The sequence below is a fragment of the Streptococcus mitis genome (assembly GCF_901542415.1).
Classification (GTDB): Bacteria; Bacillota; Bacilli; order Lactobacillales; family Streptococcaceae; genus Streptococcus; species Streptococcus mitis_BL.
Map to the genome: position 1 here is coordinate 97,202 of NZ_CABEHV010000004.1, position 15,187 is coordinate 112,388.

Annotated in this window: 18 protein-coding genes and 1 riboswitch; of the genes, 16 read left to right on the forward strand and 2 right to left on the reverse strand. The window is 40.2% G+C overall.

The window, feature by feature from the left end:
- Window positions 1–35: 35 nt before the first annotated feature.
- The 3 genes from FQT24_RS00615 to FQT24_RS00625 all read left to right on the forward strand — a co-directional run bounded on the left by FQT24_RS00615 (window position 36) and on the right by FQT24_RS00625 (window position 1,015).
- A complete protein-coding gene (locus FQT24_RS00615; protein ID WP_020901947.1) occupies window positions 36–305 on the forward strand; it encodes a YqgQ family protein in 270 nt (89 codons plus the stop codon).
- Entirely contained in the window at window positions 305–685 is a 381-nt protein-coding gene (locus FQT24_RS00620; RefSeq protein ID WP_000259256.1) for a rhodanese-like domain-containing protein, read from the forward strand. Before FQT24_RS00615 ends, FQT24_RS00620 begins: the two co-directional genes overlap by 1 nt.
- 87 nt (window positions 686–772) lie before the next feature.
- A complete protein-coding gene (locus FQT24_RS00625; protein ID WP_143951872.1) occupies window positions 773–1,015 on the forward strand; it encodes a DUF4190 domain-containing protein in 243 nt (80 codons plus the stop codon).
- A 29-nt stretch (window positions 1,016–1,044) separates the two neighbouring features.
- On the opposite strand, the gene FQT24_RS00630 is transcribed toward FQT24_RS00625, so the two are convergent.
- Window positions 1,045–1,770 carry a 16S rRNA pseudouridine(516) synthase gene (locus FQT24_RS00630; protein ID WP_143951873.1) on the reverse strand — a complete coding sequence of 242 codons (726 nt, stop codon included), beginning with the start codon at window positions 1,768–1,770 and terminating at the stop codon, window positions 1,045–1,047.
- A gap of 161 nt (window positions 1,771–1,931) precedes the next feature.
- Here FQT24_RS00630 and typA point away from each other — a divergent pair, with 161 nt between their 5' ends.
- The 7 genes from typA to pyrE all read left to right on the forward strand — a co-directional run bounded on the left by typA (window position 1,932) and on the right by pyrE (window position 9,437).
- The gene (gene typA, locus FQT24_RS00635; protein WP_033685240.1) at window positions 1,932–3,773 is read left to right on the forward strand and encodes a translational GTPase TypA; all 1,842 of its coding nucleotides are present in this window, start codon (window positions 1,932–1,934) and stop codon (window positions 3,771–3,773) included.
- 19 nt (window positions 3,774–3,792) lie between these two features.
- Window positions 3,793–4,047 (forward strand): DUF3165 family protein, encoded by a 255-nt coding sequence (locus tag FQT24_RS00640; protein WP_000262672.1) that lies wholly within the window; start codon window positions 3,793–3,795, stop codon window positions 4,045–4,047.
- 114 nt (window positions 4,048–4,161) lie between these two features.
- Entirely contained in the window at window positions 4,162–5,514 is a 1,353-nt protein-coding gene (gene murD / locus FQT24_RS00645) for a UDP-N-acetylmuramoyl-L-alanine--D-glutamate ligase (RefSeq protein WP_143951874.1), read from the forward strand.
- Between the two features lies 1 nt (window position 5,515).
- Window positions 5,516–6,574 carry a UDP-N-acetylglucosamine--N-acetylmuramyl-(pentapeptide) pyrophosphoryl-undecaprenol N-acetylglucosamine transferase gene (locus FQT24_RS00650; protein ID WP_143951875.1) on the forward strand — a complete coding sequence of 353 codons (1,059 nt, stop codon included), beginning with the start codon at window positions 5,516–5,518 and terminating at the stop codon, window positions 6,572–6,574.
- Window positions 6,575–6,583: 9 nt separating this feature from the next.
- Window positions 6,584–7,837: a cell division protein FtsQ/DivIB gene (locus FQT24_RS00655; RefSeq protein ID WP_084951057.1), complete on the forward strand. Its 1,254-nt coding sequence runs from the start codon at window positions 6,584–6,586 to the stop codon at window positions 7,835–7,837.
- Between the two features lie 232 nt (window positions 7,838–8,069).
- On the forward strand, window positions 8,070–8,771 hold the full coding sequence (pyrF, locus tag FQT24_RS00660) for an orotidine-5'-phosphate decarboxylase (RefSeq protein ID WP_143951876.1): 702 nt from the start codon (window positions 8,070–8,072) through the stop codon (window positions 8,769–8,771).
- 33 nt (window positions 8,772–8,804) lie between these two features.
- On the forward strand, window positions 8,805–9,437 hold the full coding sequence (gene pyrE, locus FQT24_RS00665; RefSeq protein ID WP_143951877.1) for an orotate phosphoribosyltransferase: 633 nt from the start codon (window positions 8,805–8,807) through the stop codon (window positions 9,435–9,437).
- A gap of 50 nt (window positions 9,438–9,487) precedes the next feature.
- Here pyrE and FQT24_RS00670 read toward each other — a convergent pair whose 3' ends face one another.
- Window positions 9,488–10,111, reverse strand: a complete 624-nt coding sequence (locus tag FQT24_RS00670) for a cysteine hydrolase family protein (RefSeq protein WP_000483064.1) — start codon at window positions 10,109–10,111, stop codon at window positions 9,488–9,490.
- 254 nt (window positions 10,112–10,365) lie between these two features.
- Here FQT24_RS00670 and FQT24_RS00675 point away from each other — a divergent pair, with 254 nt between their 5' ends.
- The 6 genes from FQT24_RS00675 (at window position 10,366) to thiM (ending at window position 15,186) form a co-directional block, all read left to right on the forward strand.
- A complete protein-coding gene (locus tag FQT24_RS00675; RefSeq protein WP_143951878.1) occupies window positions 10,366–10,926 on the forward strand; it encodes a TetR/AcrR family transcriptional regulator in 561 nt (186 codons plus the stop codon).
- 173 nt (window positions 10,927–11,099) lie between these two features.
- Window positions 11,100–11,414 (forward strand): hypothetical protein, encoded by a 315-nt coding sequence (locus FQT24_RS00680; RefSeq protein ID WP_002880183.1) that lies wholly within the window; start codon window positions 11,100–11,102, stop codon window positions 11,412–11,414.
- A 20-nt stretch (window positions 11,415–11,434) separates the two neighbouring features.
- Window positions 11,435–11,740: a hypothetical protein gene (locus tag FQT24_RS10810; protein ID WP_165442212.1), complete on the forward strand. Its 306-nt coding sequence runs from the start codon at window positions 11,435–11,437 to the stop codon at window positions 11,738–11,740.
- Window positions 11,741–11,900: 160 nt separating this feature from the next.
- Window positions 11,901–13,037, forward strand: coding sequence for an L-lactate oxidase (lctO, locus tag FQT24_RS00690; protein WP_000120723.1), 1,137 nt, complete (start codon window positions 11,901–11,903; stop codon window positions 13,035–13,037).
- Between the two features lie 157 nt (window positions 13,038–13,194).
- Window positions 13,195–13,283, forward strand: a riboswitch (TPP riboswitch).
- A gap of 323 nt (window positions 13,284–13,606) precedes the next feature.
- Window positions 13,607–14,275, forward strand: a complete 669-nt coding sequence (locus tag FQT24_RS00700; protein WP_143951879.1) for a TenA family protein — start codon at window positions 13,607–13,609, stop codon at window positions 14,273–14,275.
- 128 nt (window positions 14,276–14,403) lie between these two features.
- Entirely contained in the window at window positions 14,404–15,186 is a 783-nt protein-coding gene (gene thiM, locus FQT24_RS00705) for a hydroxyethylthiazole kinase (protein ID WP_033683999.1), read from the forward strand.
- Window position 15,187: the final 1 nt, after the last annotated feature.

Consider the following 15,187-nt stretch of genomic DNA (forward strand, 5'->3'; position numbering starts at 1 on the left):
ATCGCCAAGGAAGATAGGAAAATCAGGAGGAGTGTGTGATTCTCTTCTTGAAAAAAACACAAAATTTTGCTAGAATGAGTCTTATGAAAACATTCTATGATGTGCAGCAATTCCTCAAACGATTTGGTATTATTGTTTACATGGGAAAACGCTTATATGATATTGAACTGATGAAGTTGGAACTCTCTCGGATTTACGATGCAGGGTTGATGGACAAATTAGACTATCTAGAAGCAGAAGCGGTTCTTCGCAGAGAGCACAAGGTAGAATTGGATTATATTGAGAAAAATGGAGAAAAGAACTAATGGTTACTTGGATTTTGTGGGCACTTATACTAGCAATGTTGGCATGGATGGGCTTTAACTATCTTCGTATTCGCCGTGCGGCTAAAATCGTAGACAATGAGGAGTTTGAAGCCTTGATTCGTACAGGTCAATTGATTGATTTGCGTGATCCAGCAGAATTCCACAGAAAACATATCCTTGGGGCCCGCAATATTCCTTCAAGTCAGTTGAAGACTAGTCTTGCAGCCCTTCGTAAAGATAAACCTGTCCTTCTTTACGAAAACCAACGTGCGCAACGTGTGACAAATGCAGCCCTTTACTTGAAAAAACAAGGTTTTTCTGAGATTTATATCCTTTCTTATGGTTTGGATTCTTGGAAAGGGAAAGTGAAGACTAGCTAACCTTATTTCCAAATTAGTCGAATGATAGGATGAAGCTATTGTTTTATAGTATAATTAATTTGTATAAATTTAAGGAGTTCTTAGAACATGAAAGAAAAGAAGAAAAATCCACTTTTTGTTGGTATCTTGTCGATTATTCTTGCTTTGTTATTTCCGTTGGGAGGTATTGGTTTAGGTATTACCAGTTTATTGTATGCTAACTCACTTCAAAAAGAATCTGGACTAGACTATAAAACAGAAAAAATTATAGCTATTGTAGGGATTGTAGTTTCCGTAATTAATTGGGTTTTAGGATTGATTCTTTTTTATGAATTAAGTAGTGTAAAATAAAAAAGCTTTAATTTTAAAGCTTTTTTGTTTTATCGACTCATCTCTAAATAGTTTTTAATGATTTGTAACTCTTTTTGGTTCAAAGGGCGGTAGTTACCTTCTGCTAAATCTGGGTTCAATGTGAAGTCCCCAAATTGGATTCTCTTGAGGCTAGTCACCTTGACACCAATCGAGAGGAACATTTTCTTAACCTGATGAAATTTTCCTTCTGAAATGGTAATAGAGGCTTGGCTGTGGGAAGGACTTGCAGATAGAATCTTTAGTCTTGCAGGTTTACAGACAGTGCCATCTAAAAAGACAATTCCCTTTTGAAAGGCTTGGATATGGTCAGGTGTTAGAAGTCCATTAACCTCAACTTGATAAGTCTTATCGACATGATATTGGGGATGGAGGAGTTGGAAGCCCAAGGGACCGTTATCGGTCAAGAGAAGGAGTCCTGTCGTATCTCGGTCCAGTCGGCCGACGGCATAGAGCTTGTCAGACTGGATGTCAGGCGGAAGGAGGTCCATGACGGTTGGAAGTTTCTTGTCTTTGTTGGCTGTAACGACACCAGCAGGTTTATGAAGCATAAGATAGGTGTGCTCATAGCCTCGAATGATTTGGTCTTGAAAAAGGAGTTTTTGTAGTCCTGTATCGATATTTTGGGCTAGGGAGCGGGCTGGGCGACCATCGACTAGAATTTCCTCTTTGAGTAAGGCTTGTTTCATGGCCTTTCGGCTGATTTTTTCTTTGGCTAATAAATTATCTAAACGCATACTGTGCCTATCTTATCATAAGTCGCTTGCTTTGAAAAGGCTTGACGTGAAAAGAAAAGCGGAGTGAAAACATTTACACTTGCTTGAATTATGTTATTTACTTGAAATTATGGTATAATCGTTCAGTTAGAAAATAAATTTTGAATATTATAGAGGAAATCATGACAAAATTAAGAGAAGATATCCGTAACATTGCGATTATCGCCCACGTTGACCACGGTAAAACAACCCTCGTTGACGAATTATTGAAACAATCAGAAACGCTTGATGCACGTACTGAATTGGCTGAGCGTGCTATGGACTCAAACGATATCGAAAAAGAGCGTGGAATTACTATCCTTGCTAAAAATACAGCCGTTGCCTATAACGGAACTCGTATCAATATCATGGACACACCAGGACACGCGGACTTCGGTGGAGAAGTTGAGCGTATCATGAAAATGGTTGACGGTGTTGTTTTGGTCGTAGATGCCTACGAAGGAACAATGCCACAGACTCGTTTTGTATTGAAAAAAGCCTTGGAACAAGACCTTGTCCCAATCGTGGTTGTTAACAAAATCGACAAACCATCAGCTCGCCCAGCTGAAGTAGTGGATGAAGTATTGGAACTTTTCATCGAGCTTGGTGCAGATGATGACCAGCTTGATTTCCCAGTAGTGTATGCTTCAGCGATCAACGGAACTTCTTCATTGTCAGATGATCCAGCTGACCAAGAAGCTACTATGTCACCAATCTTTGACACAATTATCGACCATATCCCAGCTCCAGTAGATAACTCAGATGAGCCTTTGCAGTTCCAAGTGTCACTTTTGGACTACAATGACTTCGTTGGACGTATCGGTATCGGTCGTGTCTTCCGTGGTACTGTTAAGGTTGGGGACCAAGTTACCCTTTCTAAACTTGACGGCACAACTAAAAACTTCCGTGTTACAAAACTCTTCGGTTTCTTTGGTTTGGAACGTCGTGAAATCCAAGAAGCAAAAGCAGGTGATTTGATTGCCGTTTCTGGTATGGAAGATATCTTTGTCGGTGAAACTATCACTCCGACAGATGCAGTTGAAGCTCTTCCAATCCTACACATCGATGAGCCAACTCTTCAAATGACTTTCTTGGTCAACAACTCACCATTTGCTGGTAAAGAAGGTAAATGGGTGACTTCTCGTAAGGTGGAAGAACGTTTGCAGGCAGAATTGCAAACAGACGTTTCCCTTCGTGTTGATCCAACTGACTCTCCAGATAAATGGACTGTTTCAGGACGTGGAGAATTGCACTTGTCAATCCTTATCGAAACAATGCGTCGTGAGGGATATGAACTTCAAGTATCTCGTCCAGAAGTTATCGTAAAAGAAATCGACGGTGTTAAATGTGAGCCATTTGAACGTGTTCAAATCGACACTCCAGAAGAATACCAAGGGTCTGTTATCCAAAGCCTTTCTGAACGTAAGGGTGAAATGTTGGATATGATTTCAACTGGTAATGGTCAAACTCGTTTGGTCTTCCTTGTTCCAGCGCGTGGTTTGATTGGATACTCAACTGAGTTCTTGTCAATGACTCGTGGTTACGGTATTATGAACCATACCTTCGACCAATACTTGCCATTGATTCCAGGGGAAATTGGTGGTCGTCACCGTGGTGCCCTTGTTTCTATCGATGCTGGTAAGGCTACAACTTACTCAATCATGTCTATCGAAGAACGTGGTACGATCTTTGTCAACCCAGGTACTGAGGTTTATGAAGGAATGATCATTGGTGAAAACTCTCGTGAGAACGACTTGACAGTTAACATCACTAAGGCTAAACAAATGACCAACGTTCGTTCAGCTACTAAGGACCAAACAGCTGTTATCAAGACACCTCGTATCTTGACACTTGAAGAATCTCTTGAGTTCTTGAACGACGATGAGTACATGGAAGTAACTCCTGAGTCTATCCGTTTGCGTAAACAAATCCTTAACAAAGCAGAGCGTGAGAAAGCTAACAAGAAGAAAAAATCAGCTGAATAAGAGCTAGAAAGAGATAAAGATGGTTTATTTAATCATAGGACTCCTCTTATTACTACTCTATGTATTTGCGACACCAGAAAGCATTAAAGGGACAGTCAATATCGTCCTTGTCGTCTTTGCTTTCGTAGCACTCTTGATTTTACTCATGCTGTCTGTTCTGCAAATCTTTCAGCTACCGACAGAATTTTTTATCGCAATCGCCATGCTCTTCCTAGCATACTTTAGCTTGCGAGATATTACCCTCATGTCGGTTAGTAAAAACAAAAGAAGATAAAAAGAGAGTTTTAGCTCTCTTTTTGCTTGTTAGAATGCTGAATATGAGCATTTTCGTTTAGAATTATTTCCATAAAAATGGTAAAATAGTAAGAGTAGAAATGGAGTTCGAGACATGAAAGTAATAGATCAATTTAAAAATAAGAAAGTCCTTGTTTTAGGTTTGGCCAAGTCTGGTGAATCTGCAGCTCGTTTGTTGGATAAACTAGGTGCTATTGTGACAGTAAATGACGGGAAACCATTCGAGGACAATCCAGCTGCGCAAAGTTTGCTGGAAGAAGGGATCAAAGTTATCACAGGTGGCCATCCTTTGGAACTCTTGGATGAAGAGTTTGCCCTTATGGTGAAAAATCCAGGTATCCCTTACAGCAATCCCATGATTGAAAAGGCTTTGGCCAAGGGAATTCCAGTCTTGACCGAGGTGGAATTGGCTTACTTGATTTCTGAAGCGCCAATTATCGGTATCACAGGTTCGAACGGTAAAACAACCACAACGACCATGATTGGGGAAGTTTTGACTGCTGCTGGACAACATGGTCTTTTATCAGGGAATATCGGCTATCCAGCTAGTCAAGTGGCCCAAACTGCGTCAGATAAGGACACGCTTGTTATGGAACTTTCTTCTTTCCAACTCATGGGCGTTCAAGAATTCCATCCTGAGATTGCGGTTATTACCAACCTCATGCCAACTCATATCGATTATCATGGTTCTTTTGAGGAATATGTAGCAGCCAAGTGGAATATCCAGAACAAGATGACAACAGCTGATTTCCTTGTCTTGAACTTTAACCAAGACTTAGCAAAAGAATTGGCTACCAAAACACAAGCTACCCTTGTACCATTCTCAACACTTGAAAAGGTTGATGGAGCTTATCTGGAAGATGGTCAACTCTACTTCCGTGGGGAAGTAGTCATGGAAGCGAATGAAATCGGAGTTCCAGGTAGCCACAATGTGGAAAATGCCCTTGCGACAATTGCTGTAGCCAAGCTTCGTGGTGTTGATAACCAAACCATCAAAGAAACTCTTTCAGCCTTTGGTGGTGTCAAACACCGTCTCCAATTTGTGGATGAAATCAAGGGTGTCAAATTCTATAATGATAGCAAGTCAACCAATATCTTGGCTACTCAAAAAGCCTTGTCAGGATTTGACAACAGCAAGGTCATTTTGATTGCAGGTGGTTTGGACCGTGGCAATGAGTTTGACGAATTGGTTCCAGACATTACTGGACTTAAGAAGATGGTCATCCTCGGTCAGTCTGCCGAACGTGTCAAACGGGCAGCAGACAAGGCTGGTGTGGCTTATGTGGATGCGACCGATATTGCAGATGCGACCCGCAAGGCCTATGAGCTAGCGACTCAAGGAGATGTAGTCCTTCTCAGTCCTGCCAATGCCAGCTGGGATATGTATGCTAACTTTGAAGTACGTGGCGACCTCTTTATCGACACAGTAGCGGAGTTAAAGGAATAATATGAAAAAAATTGTCTTTACAGGTGGGGGGACGGTTGGACATGTTACCCTCAACCTTTTGTTGATGCCCAAGTTCATCGAAGATGGCTGGGAAGTCCACTATATCGGGGACAAGCGTGGTATCGAACACCAAGAAATCCTCAAGTCGGGTTTAGATGTCACCTTCCATTCCATTGCGACTGGCAAATTGCGTCGCTATTTCTCTTGGCAAAATATGCTGGACGTCTTCAAAGTTGGCTGGGGAATTGTCCAATCGCTCTTTATCATGTTACGACTTCGTCCACAGGCCCTTTTTTCAAAGGGAGGCTTTGTCTCTGTGCCACCTGTTATCGCTGCGCGTGTGTCAGGAGTGCCTGTCTTTATTCACGAATCTGACCTGTCTATGGGCTTGGCCAATAAAATCGCTTATAAATTTGCGACTAAGATGTATTCAACCTTTGAGCAAGCTTCAAGTTTGTCTAAGGTCGAGCATGTGGGAGCAGTGACAAAGGTTTCAGACCAAAAAACTCCAGAACCAGATGAATTGGTAGATATTCAAACCCACTTTAATCCCCAATTGCCAACTATATTGTTTGTCGGTGGTTCTGCGGGCGCTCGTGTCTTTAACCAATTGGTGACAGACCATAAGAAAGAACTGACAGAGCGCTACAATATTATTAATCTAACTGGAGATTCTAGCTTGAATGAGTTGAGTCAAAATCTCTTTCGTGTTGACTATGTGACCAATCTCTATCAACCCTTGATGGAATTGGCTGATATTGTTGTGACACGAGGTGGTGCCAATACGATTTTTGAGCTCTTAGCCATGGCAAAATTGCATGTTATTGTGCCACTTGGTCGTGAAGCTAGTCGTGGAGATCAGATTGAGAACGCAGCCTACTTTGTAAAAAAAGGCTATGCAGAAGAGCTTCAAGAAAGCGATTTGACCTTGGACAGTTTAGAAGAGAAGCTTTCTCACTTACTAAGTCATAAGGAAGAATACAAAGCTAAGATGAAGGCTTCTAAGGAATTGAAATCTCTAGCAGATTTTTATCAATTGTTGAAAAAAGATTTATCATAAGGAAAGTAAATGTCAAAAGATAAGAAAAAAGAGGGCAAAGAAATCCTCGAAGAATTTAAAGAGTTATCAGAATGGCAGAAACGAAACCAGGAATATCTAAAAAAGAAGGCTGAGGAAGAGGCGGCCCTAGCTGAGGAGAAGGAAAAGGAAAGACAAGCTCGAATGGCTTCAAAATCTGAAAAGTCAGATGCAACCGAGGAGCAAGAGAGTGAATCTGATCCAAAAGACTCAAAATCAGCTAAGGATGATACTGAAGAAAAAGTAGAAGAGTCAGAAGACGTCAAAAAAGAAGTATCTAAAGAAGAACAAAAGTCTAAAAAGACAGAGAAAGAGGATAAACGGGATAAAAAGGCAGAGAAAAAGCCTGTAAAGGAAAAACCGGTCAAACCGAAAATTCCAGGAGTTCATATCTGGCGGGCTATCTCGATTTTGTTTCTCAGTCTGATTTTATTGGTTGTCTCTGCTTATTTGCTTAGTCCTTATGCGACCATGAAGGATATTCGTGTTGAGGGAACAGTGCAAACTACAGCTGATGATATTCGACAGGCTTCAGGCATTCAGGATTCGGATTATACGATTAACCTTCTGCTAGATAAGACAAAATATGAAGAGCAGATCAAGTCTAACTATTGGGTTGAATCAGCTCAGCTTGTCTATCAATTTCCAACCAAGTTTACTATCAAGGTTAAGGAATATGATATTGTGGCCTACTATGTTTCTGGAGAAAGTCATTATCCAATCCTTTCAAGCGGTCAGCTTGAGACCAGTGCGGTAAGTTTGGTGAGTCTGCCAGAAACTTATTTATCAGTTCTCTTTAATGACAGCGAACAAATCAAGACCTTTACGTCAGAACTTGCTCAAATTAGTCCAGAACTCAAGTCTGCTATCCAAAAGGTAGAATTAGCCCCAAGCAAGGTGACTTCAGATTTAATTCGATTGACGATGAATGATTCGGACGAGGTCTTGGTTCCCCTTTCTGAAATGAGTAAGAAATTGCCTTATTATAGTAAGATTAAGCCACAATTGTCAGAACCGAGTGTGATTGACATGGAAGCTGGAATTTACAGCTACACAGTGGCGGATAAATTAATTATGGAGGCTGAGGAAAAAGCCAAACAAGAGGCTAAAGAAGCTGAGAAGAAACAGAAAGAGGAAGAGAAGAAAAGACTGGAAGAACAGCAGAATAAATTGGAAGAAGAGAAGAAAAAATTGGAGGAAGAGGGCAATCAAAACCAAACGACCCGACGTTCATCGCGCCGCTAGGTTTAGCTTTTCTCCTATAGCTCTTTAGTGACCAAGTTTTTACTTGACAAGCGCTAGTAGAAATAATAGAATAATAGAAAACCTTTAAAGCAGTCCAGAGAGGCAGCTAAGGTTAGACGGTGAAAGGGTGGAGACTACCCATTTTTCGTGGAACCTTGCTGTTGGCAGGTTCCTTTTTTCGTGGCTTCTGTTGGCCAGACTCTCTCACTAGCAAAGGTAGAAGGAGAAACCTATGCGAGAACATCGTCCAGTCATTGCTCTTGATTTTCCTAGTTTTGAGGCGGTCAAGGAATTTTTAGCTCATTTCCCAGCAGAAGAAAGCCTTTATCTCAAGGTAGGGATGGAGCTTTATTACGCAGCGGGTCCTGAGATTGTGTCTTACTTGAAAGGTCTGGGTCACAGCGTCTTTCTTGATCTCAAACTTCATGACATTCCCAATACAGTCAAATCAGCCATGAAGGTCTTGTCTCAGCTTGGTGTCGATATGACCAATGTTCATGCGGCTGGTGGTGTAGAGATGATGAAGGCTGCGCGTGAAGGTCTTGGAAGCCAAGCCAAATTGATTGCCGTCACTCAGCTGACATCAACATCGGAATCCCAGATGCAGGATTTTCAAAATATCCAAACCAGTCTGCAAGAGTCTGTGATCCACTATGCCAAGAAGACAGCTGAAGCTGGCTTGGATGGTGTCGTTTGCTCGGCTCAGGAAGTACAAGTCATCAAGCAGGCCACCAATCCAGATTTTATCTGTCTGACACCGGGCATTCGTCCAGCAGGTGCTGCAGTTGGAGACCAAAAACGCGTGATGACGCCAGCGGATGCCTATCAAATCGGTAGTGACTATATCGTGGTGGGACGTCCCATTACCCAAGCTGAGGATCCTGTTGCAGCTTACCATGTCATCAAGGATGAATGGACACAGGACTGGAATTAAAGAACTAGATTAGAAAAATAAAAGGAGAATACCATGACACTTGCTAAAGATATCGCTAGCCACCTCTTGAAAATTCAAGCCGTTTACCTCAAACCAGAAGAGCCTTTCACTTGGGCATCTGGTATCAAGTCACCGATTTATACTGATAATCGTGTGACACTAGCCTATCCAGAAACTCGTACTCTCATTGAAAATGGTTTTGTAGATGCTATCAAAGAAGCCTTTCCTGAGGTTGAAGGGATTGCAGGAACTGCGACAGCTGGGATTCCACACGGAGCTATCATTGCTGATAAGATGAATCTGCCATTTGCCTACATCCGTAGCAAACCAAAAGACCACGGAGCCGGTAACCAAATCGAAGGCCGCGTAGCTCAGGGTCAAAAAATGGTAGTGGTTGAAGACCTTATTTCAACAGGTGGTTCTGTTCTTGAAGCAGTAGCAGCTGCTAAACGAGAAGGAGCAGATGTGCTTGGAGTTGTAGCGATTTTCAGTTACCAATTGCCAAAAGCAGATAAGAACTTCTCAGACGCAGGTGTCAAACTTGTGACGCTTTCTAACTACAGTGAACTCATCCACCTAGCCCAAGAAGAAGGCTATATCACACCAGAAGGTCTCGACCTTCTAAAACGCTTTAAAGAAGACCAAGAAAATTGGCAAGATGCTTAAGACATAGAAAATCAGGTAGTCACTAGGATTACCTGATTTTGTTTTTAATACTAAAGTTGAGCGATAACTTCCTCAGTTGTCAAAACTTGGTTGGCAATGTAGCCGTAGTTTGTTAGTGCAGCTTGGTAGGCTTCTTCACCTGGAGCACCGACAGCATCGTTAACAACAATGACATTGTAACCTAATTCTATGAGTTCACGCATGTGTGAATCCACGCAGAGATTAGCATTCATACCAGCCAAGATGACGGTGTCGATACCATTTTTGCGGAGTTGAAGGTTAAGGTCGTTGCTTTCTGGGCCAAAGATTTTATGTCCGTTGACAACAATAGTATCTTCATCCAAAAATGGTTTAATCTCTTCAATCATATCTGCTCCAGAGCCTTCTGGAATTGCTGAATACTGGCTATCACGCCAAAACATTTCGTTTTCAATCATCATCGTTTCACCAGCAGCTTTAAATTGCCACTTGTGATCGTGTGGATAGAAGTAGTGCGGTGAGATAAAACGCTTGTAGCCACGCTCTTGAGCAAGAGCGAAAAGCTTTGTCAGATTTTCAATAGTATTAACTTTTTCAAGAACGTCTTTAGTTGCTCCGAATCCTTTACCAGGATGTTTTAGGAATTCAACTTGTGGGTCTGTGATAACAAATGCGACATTTTTCTGATTGAACATGAGGTTCCTCCTAATATGATTTGATTAACAGCCAATAGGAATTTAGACTGTTAGTTTGATGATTTTCCAAATGGTAGTTTTAGTTATATACTGACCATTCGGTACAATTATAATAACATCTAAAATTGAATTTGTAAATTAATTTGCTCAGAACAAAAAATTTTAATGATAAAACAGTGGCAAAAGGAGGTGGTTTCAATTGTTTGGTCTCAGACTCTGAATCTGCTATAATAGGAAAAAAGAGAGGTGAGTAGATGAGCGTTAAAGAGCGTATTTTACAAAGTGCTGAGGAATTGATTTATCAGAAGGGTTATGTGGCCACCTCCATCAGTGACATCATGGAGGCAGCTGATGTTGGCAAGGGACAGCTTTATTATTATTTCAAATCTAAGAAGGAAATTGGTTTGACGGTCATTCAAGATATTTTAGCAAAGTGGCGAAAAGAGCTTTTTGAAGATATTTTTGAAGCAGACAAGTCTGACAGTGACAAGTTTTCGGATATGATTGACTGGGTTTGTCAATTTCATGAAAGTCAGACGGTCTTTTATGGTTGCCCAATTGGTAATCTGATTGTGGAATTGTCCACAGAAGATGAGAACTTCCGCTGTCCTCTCAATGATTTTATGACCCAATGGACAGAGAAGTTAGCCAGCCTCTTGCAAGACCTGCATGCTGACTGGTCAGAAGAGCGGGCGCAGTTGCAGGCCCGTCAAGTCATCTCCAGTATTCAAGGCAGCATTGTCATTCTCAAAGTCAGCCAAGACATCCAAGTTTTAGAAAATAATATGACGGATTTGAAAAAGAATTATTGTTAATTTTTAGCCGAAGAATTAAAAGTATGTTAATTTATGGATTGTGGTTAAGAGGTAAGAATGACAACAGATATTAAAACTGAAATTGGTCATAGAGTAAGACAGGAACGTGAACGTCACAAATTGATGAGAGAAGAGGTCTGTGGACAGAAGCTGACTTAATAATCAAACAGCTGATGCGTACTGAGCTTGGGCAATCCTTGCCAACAATTACTAAGTTACAATATTTATCTAAGCGATTAGAAGTTCCGATAGATACTTTTCTTGAAAATAAAGAACTAGCTCTTCCTGAGGAAGAGTTGCTGAGTCTAGACTTGATTGAAAGAATATTAGACTTGATAAGAACAGGGACAGGTAGTTTCGCTGAAGATATTTTTGATGATTATTTTAAGCAAGTAACACTAAAGCAAGTTTACACATTCAATGATTTACTATTAATTGATTATTTTGCTATGCAATGTCAAGACTTGATTTATAGAAGAGAGCATTAGATGATTTTCGGATTAAGTTGTTGAAACAGCAATTAGTTAGTGATGAAATGTATAATGTAGAGCTACTATCAGTTCTTTGTGCCATAGCGGTTGTTTATGTTGTTCATAATGACTATAAACATATGATATCTCTAGTAAAAAAGATGAATGAAATTTTATCAGTAACAACGTTGCAAGTCTATAAACCTGGAATTTCAGTATTTGAAGCTAAGTGCTATCTTTATTTTGAAAATGATAAAAATAAAGCAAAGGAACTTTATCACTCAGCAACTATACTAGCTGAACAATTTGATGATAAAGTATTAGAAAATGAAAAGATTATTTGAATTTCCATAACTTAAGAAAGTTCATCATTTTTAATTATCGCTGTAAAATGATTGAAAGTATGAAATTTCCAAACAAAATATTTGAAAAATTTTGAAAAAAGAGTTAGAATATTTTTTGTAATATACAAAGTAAACGCTTACTTATCTAGGAGGGCATTTTATGTCATACAAAACAAGCAATGCAGAAGGTCATGTAGATTTCATCAATACCTACGATTTGGAGCCAATGGCGCAACAAGTTATCCCTAAAGCAGCATTTGGCTATATCGCTAGTGGAGCGGAAGATACTTTCACTTTACGCGAGAATATTCGTGCCTTTAACCACAAACTCATCGTCCCGCATACTCTTTGCAATGTTGAAAATCCAAGTACAGAGATTGAATTTGCAGGTGAAAAATTGTCTTCACCAATCATTATGGCGCCTGTTGCAGCTCATAAATTGGCAAATGAACAGGGTGAAGTGGCTACTGCGCGTGGTGTGCATGAGTTTGGTTCTCTTTATACAACCAGCTCTTACTCTACTGTCGACCTTCCAGAAATTACGGAAGCCCTTCAAGGGACACCACATTGGTTCCAATTTTACTTTAGTAAAGATGATGGCATTAACCGCCATATCATGGACCGTGTGAAGGCTGAAGGTTATAAGGCGATTGTTTTGACAGCAGATGCTACTGTAGGGGGCAATCGTGAGGTTGATAAGCGTAATGGTTTTGTCTTCCCAGTTGGCATGCCGATTGTTGAAGAATACCTGCCAGAAGGTGCTGGAAAATCAATGGACTTTGTTTACAAATCAGCTAAACAACGCTTGTCTCCACGTGATGTAGAATTTATCGCTGAATACTCAGGACTTCCTGTGTATGTCAAGGGACCACAATGCCGTGAGGACGTTGAACGTTCGCTTGCTGCAGGGGCGTCTGGTATCTGGGTAACCAACCACGGTGGCCGCCAAATCGACGGTGGACCAGCTGCCTTTGACTCACTTCAAGAAGTGGCAGAAGCAGTTGATAAACGTGTGCCAATTGTCTTTGACTCAGGTATTCGTCGTGGTCAACACGTCTTTAAAGCCTTGGCTTCAGGAGCAGACTTGGTAGCTATTGGCCGCCCGGTTATCTATGGCTTGGCTCTCGGCGGTAGTGTTGGTGTGCGTCAAGTCTTTGAACACTTGAATGCAGAATTGAAGACAGTCATGCAATTGTCTGGAACTCAGACAATTGAAGATGTCAAACACTTTAAACTTCGTCATAACCCATACAACCCAACCTTCCCAGTTGACCCTCGTGACTTAAAATTGTATTGATAAAACAGCTTGCCTCCACTAAGTGTGGAGGTTTTTGCTTGTGTTTTAAACGTTTTAATAAAGGGAAATCGTATCAAAATCTATATAAATATATTTTCTAGTCAAATATCTTGATAAGGTTTTCAATTTCTGTTATACTAGTCCAGTAATTAAATAATAAAGACATTTGGGGTGCTTTAGGCTGAGATGATACCCATTGAACCTGATACAGTTAAGACTGGCGAAGGGAAATGTGAACAGTTTTTTTCGTATGTCGAAATGAACAATCTAATCTTGTAAGCTAAACTCTAATTCTTGATTGTAATTGGAGTTTTTTTGTTTATATAAACTGGATAGGCTTGTTTATACTCAATGAAAATCAAAGAGCAAACTAGGAAGCTAGCCGCAGGCTGTACTTGAGTACGGTAAGGCGAAGCTGACGTGGATTGAATTTGATTTTCGAAGAGTATTAGGTATCTCTCTGCAAATGCCCTCGATGTTCTTTAAAAGTATCAGGTGGAATTACGATTTTGCTTTGTATTTCTTGGTGTTTTATTAATTACTAATGAGTAAAGAGAGGAGAAGTAAATATGGAAACACAAGACTATGCATTTGAGCCAGGTTTGACTGTTGGAGAATTATTAAAAAGCAGTCAGAAGGATTGGCAGGCTGCAATCAATCATCGTTTTGTTAAGGAACTTTTTGCGGGGAGAATTGAGAATAAGGTCTTAAAAGACTACCTAATTCAAGATTATCACTTCTTTGATGCCTTCTTATCCATGCTGGGTGCCTGCGTAGCCCACGCAGACCAGCTTGAATCCAAGCTTCGTTTTGCCAAGCAACTAGGCTTTCTTGAAGCAGATGAAGACGGTTATTTCCAGAAGGCTTTCAAAGAGTTAAAAGTATCTGAGAATGATTATCTGGAAGTGACCTTGCATCCTGTAACAAAAGCCTTTCAGGATCTAATGTATTCGGCAGTGGATTCATCAAACTATGCCCATCTTTTGGTCATGCTGGTTATTGCAGAAGGTCTCTATTTAGACTGGGGTTCTAAAGATTTGGCTCTACCTGAAGCCTACATTCATTCGGAATGGATTAATCTCCACAGAGGTCCTTTCTTTGCAGAGTGGGTTCAATTTCTGGTTGACGAACTTAATCGTGTCGGGAAAGGTAGAGAGGATTTGACAGAACTTCAGGAACGTTGGAATCAAGCGGTTGCTTTAGAATTAGCCTTTTTTGATATTGGCTATGACGCCTAGAGAAGGTTTAGGATATTTACAAATTTGATGAGGTAAATCATTCAATGTAAATAAAAAAATTTCTTAACGAAAGATAGAGATAAATCGAAATCAGTAAATCGTATAAAGTGAAAAGGAAGGATTTCAATATGACAAGTTTAAAATTATTAAAAGAAAAAGCACCTTTGGTCATTTGCATAACCAATGATGTAGTAAAAAATTTCACAGCAAATGGATTAGTAGCACTGGGTGCATCACCAGCCATGAGTGAGTTTCCAGCAGATTTAGAGGATTTGTTAAAGTATGCTGGAGGTTTATTAATAAACATAGGAACATTGACAGATGAAAATTGGAAATTATACCAAGCTGCTCTGAAAATTGCAGAGAAATATAATGTCCCAGCAGTTTTAGATCCTGTAGCCTGTGGAGCAGGAGAATATAGAAAAAAAGTAGCAGATGATCTAATCAATAATTACAAACTAGCTGCGATTAGAGGAAATGCTGGCGAGATTGCTTCTTTAGTGGGAATAAATGTGGCATCTAAAGGAGTAGATAGTGCGGGTGTAGATAATATTGACGAAATTGCTCTAGCAGCAAATGAGAAGTTCAATATTCCAATTGTAGTAACAGGTGAAGTGGATGCTATTGCGGTAAATGGAGAAGTGGTAACGATTCATAATGGTAGTGCCATGATGCCAAAAGTTATTGGGACAGGATGCTTATTAGGTGCTGTAGTAGCAAGCTTTATCGGACTTGAAAAAGGTCAAGAATTGAAATCATTAGAAACAGCAATGTTGGTTTACAATATCGCTGGAGAAATGGCAGAAAAACGTCCAAATGGACATCTTCCTGGAACATTTAAAGTTGAATTTATAAATGCCTTATATGAGATTACAGATGAAGATGTAAAGGAATTCAAAAGAGTGAAGTAAA

Excerpts from the sequence above, each read along its gene's own strand:
- murD (WP_143951874.1), top strand. The coding sequence starts at position 4,162 with ATGAAAGTAATAGATCAATTTAAAAATAAGAAAGTCCTTGTTTTAGGT.
- FQT24_RS00625 (WP_143951872.1), top strand. The coding sequence starts at position 773 with ATGAAAGAAAAGAAGAAAAATCCACTTTTTGTTGGTATCTTGTCGATT.
- pyrE (WP_143951877.1), top strand. The coding sequence starts at position 8,805 with ATGACACTTGCTAAAGATATCGCTAGCCACCTCTTGAAAATTCAAGCC.
- FQT24_RS00650 (WP_143951875.1), top strand. The coding sequence starts at position 5,516 with ATGAAAAAAATTGTCTTTACAGGTGGGGGGACGGTTGGACATGTTACC.
- FQT24_RS00620 (WP_000259256.1), top strand. The coding sequence starts at position 305 with ATGGTTACTTGGATTTTGTGGGCACTTATACTAGCAATGTTGGCATGG.
- pyrF (WP_143951876.1), top strand. The coding sequence starts at position 8,070 with ATGCGAGAACATCGTCCAGTCATTGCTCTTGATTTTCCTAGTTTTGAG.
- lctO (WP_000120723.1), top strand. The coding sequence starts at position 11,901 with ATGTCATACAAAACAAGCAATGCAGAAGGTCATGTAGATTTCATCAAT.
- FQT24_RS00670 (WP_000483064.1), bottom strand. The coding sequence starts at position 10,111 with ATGTTCAATCAGAAAAATGTCGCATTTGTTATCACAGACCCACAAGTT.
- FQT24_RS00680 (WP_002880183.1), top strand. The coding sequence starts at position 11,100 with ATGCGTACTGAGCTTGGGCAATCCTTGCCAACAATTACTAAGTTACAA.
- FQT24_RS00640 (WP_000262672.1), top strand. The coding sequence starts at position 3,793 with ATGGTTTATTTAATCATAGGACTCCTCTTATTACTACTCTATGTATTT.
- FQT24_RS00630 (WP_143951873.1), bottom strand. The coding sequence starts at position 1,770 with ATGCGTTTAGATAATTTATTAGCCAAAGAAAAAATCAGCCGAAAGGCC.
- FQT24_RS00675 (WP_143951878.1), top strand. The coding sequence starts at position 10,366 with ATGAGCGTTAAAGAGCGTATTTTACAAAGTGCTGAGGAATTGATTTAT.
- typA (WP_033685240.1), top strand. The coding sequence starts at position 1,932 with ATGACAAAATTAAGAGAAGATATCCGTAACATTGCGATTATCGCCCAC.
- FQT24_RS00700 (WP_143951879.1), top strand. The coding sequence starts at position 13,607 with ATGGAAACACAAGACTATGCATTTGAGCCAGGTTTGACTGTTGGAGAA.
- FQT24_RS00655 (WP_084951057.1), top strand. The coding sequence starts at position 6,584 with ATGTCAAAAGATAAGAAAAAAGAGGGCAAAGAAATCCTCGAAGAATTT.
- thiM (WP_033683999.1), top strand. The coding sequence starts at position 14,404 with ATGACAAGTTTAAAATTATTAAAAGAAAAAGCACCTTTGGTCATTTGC.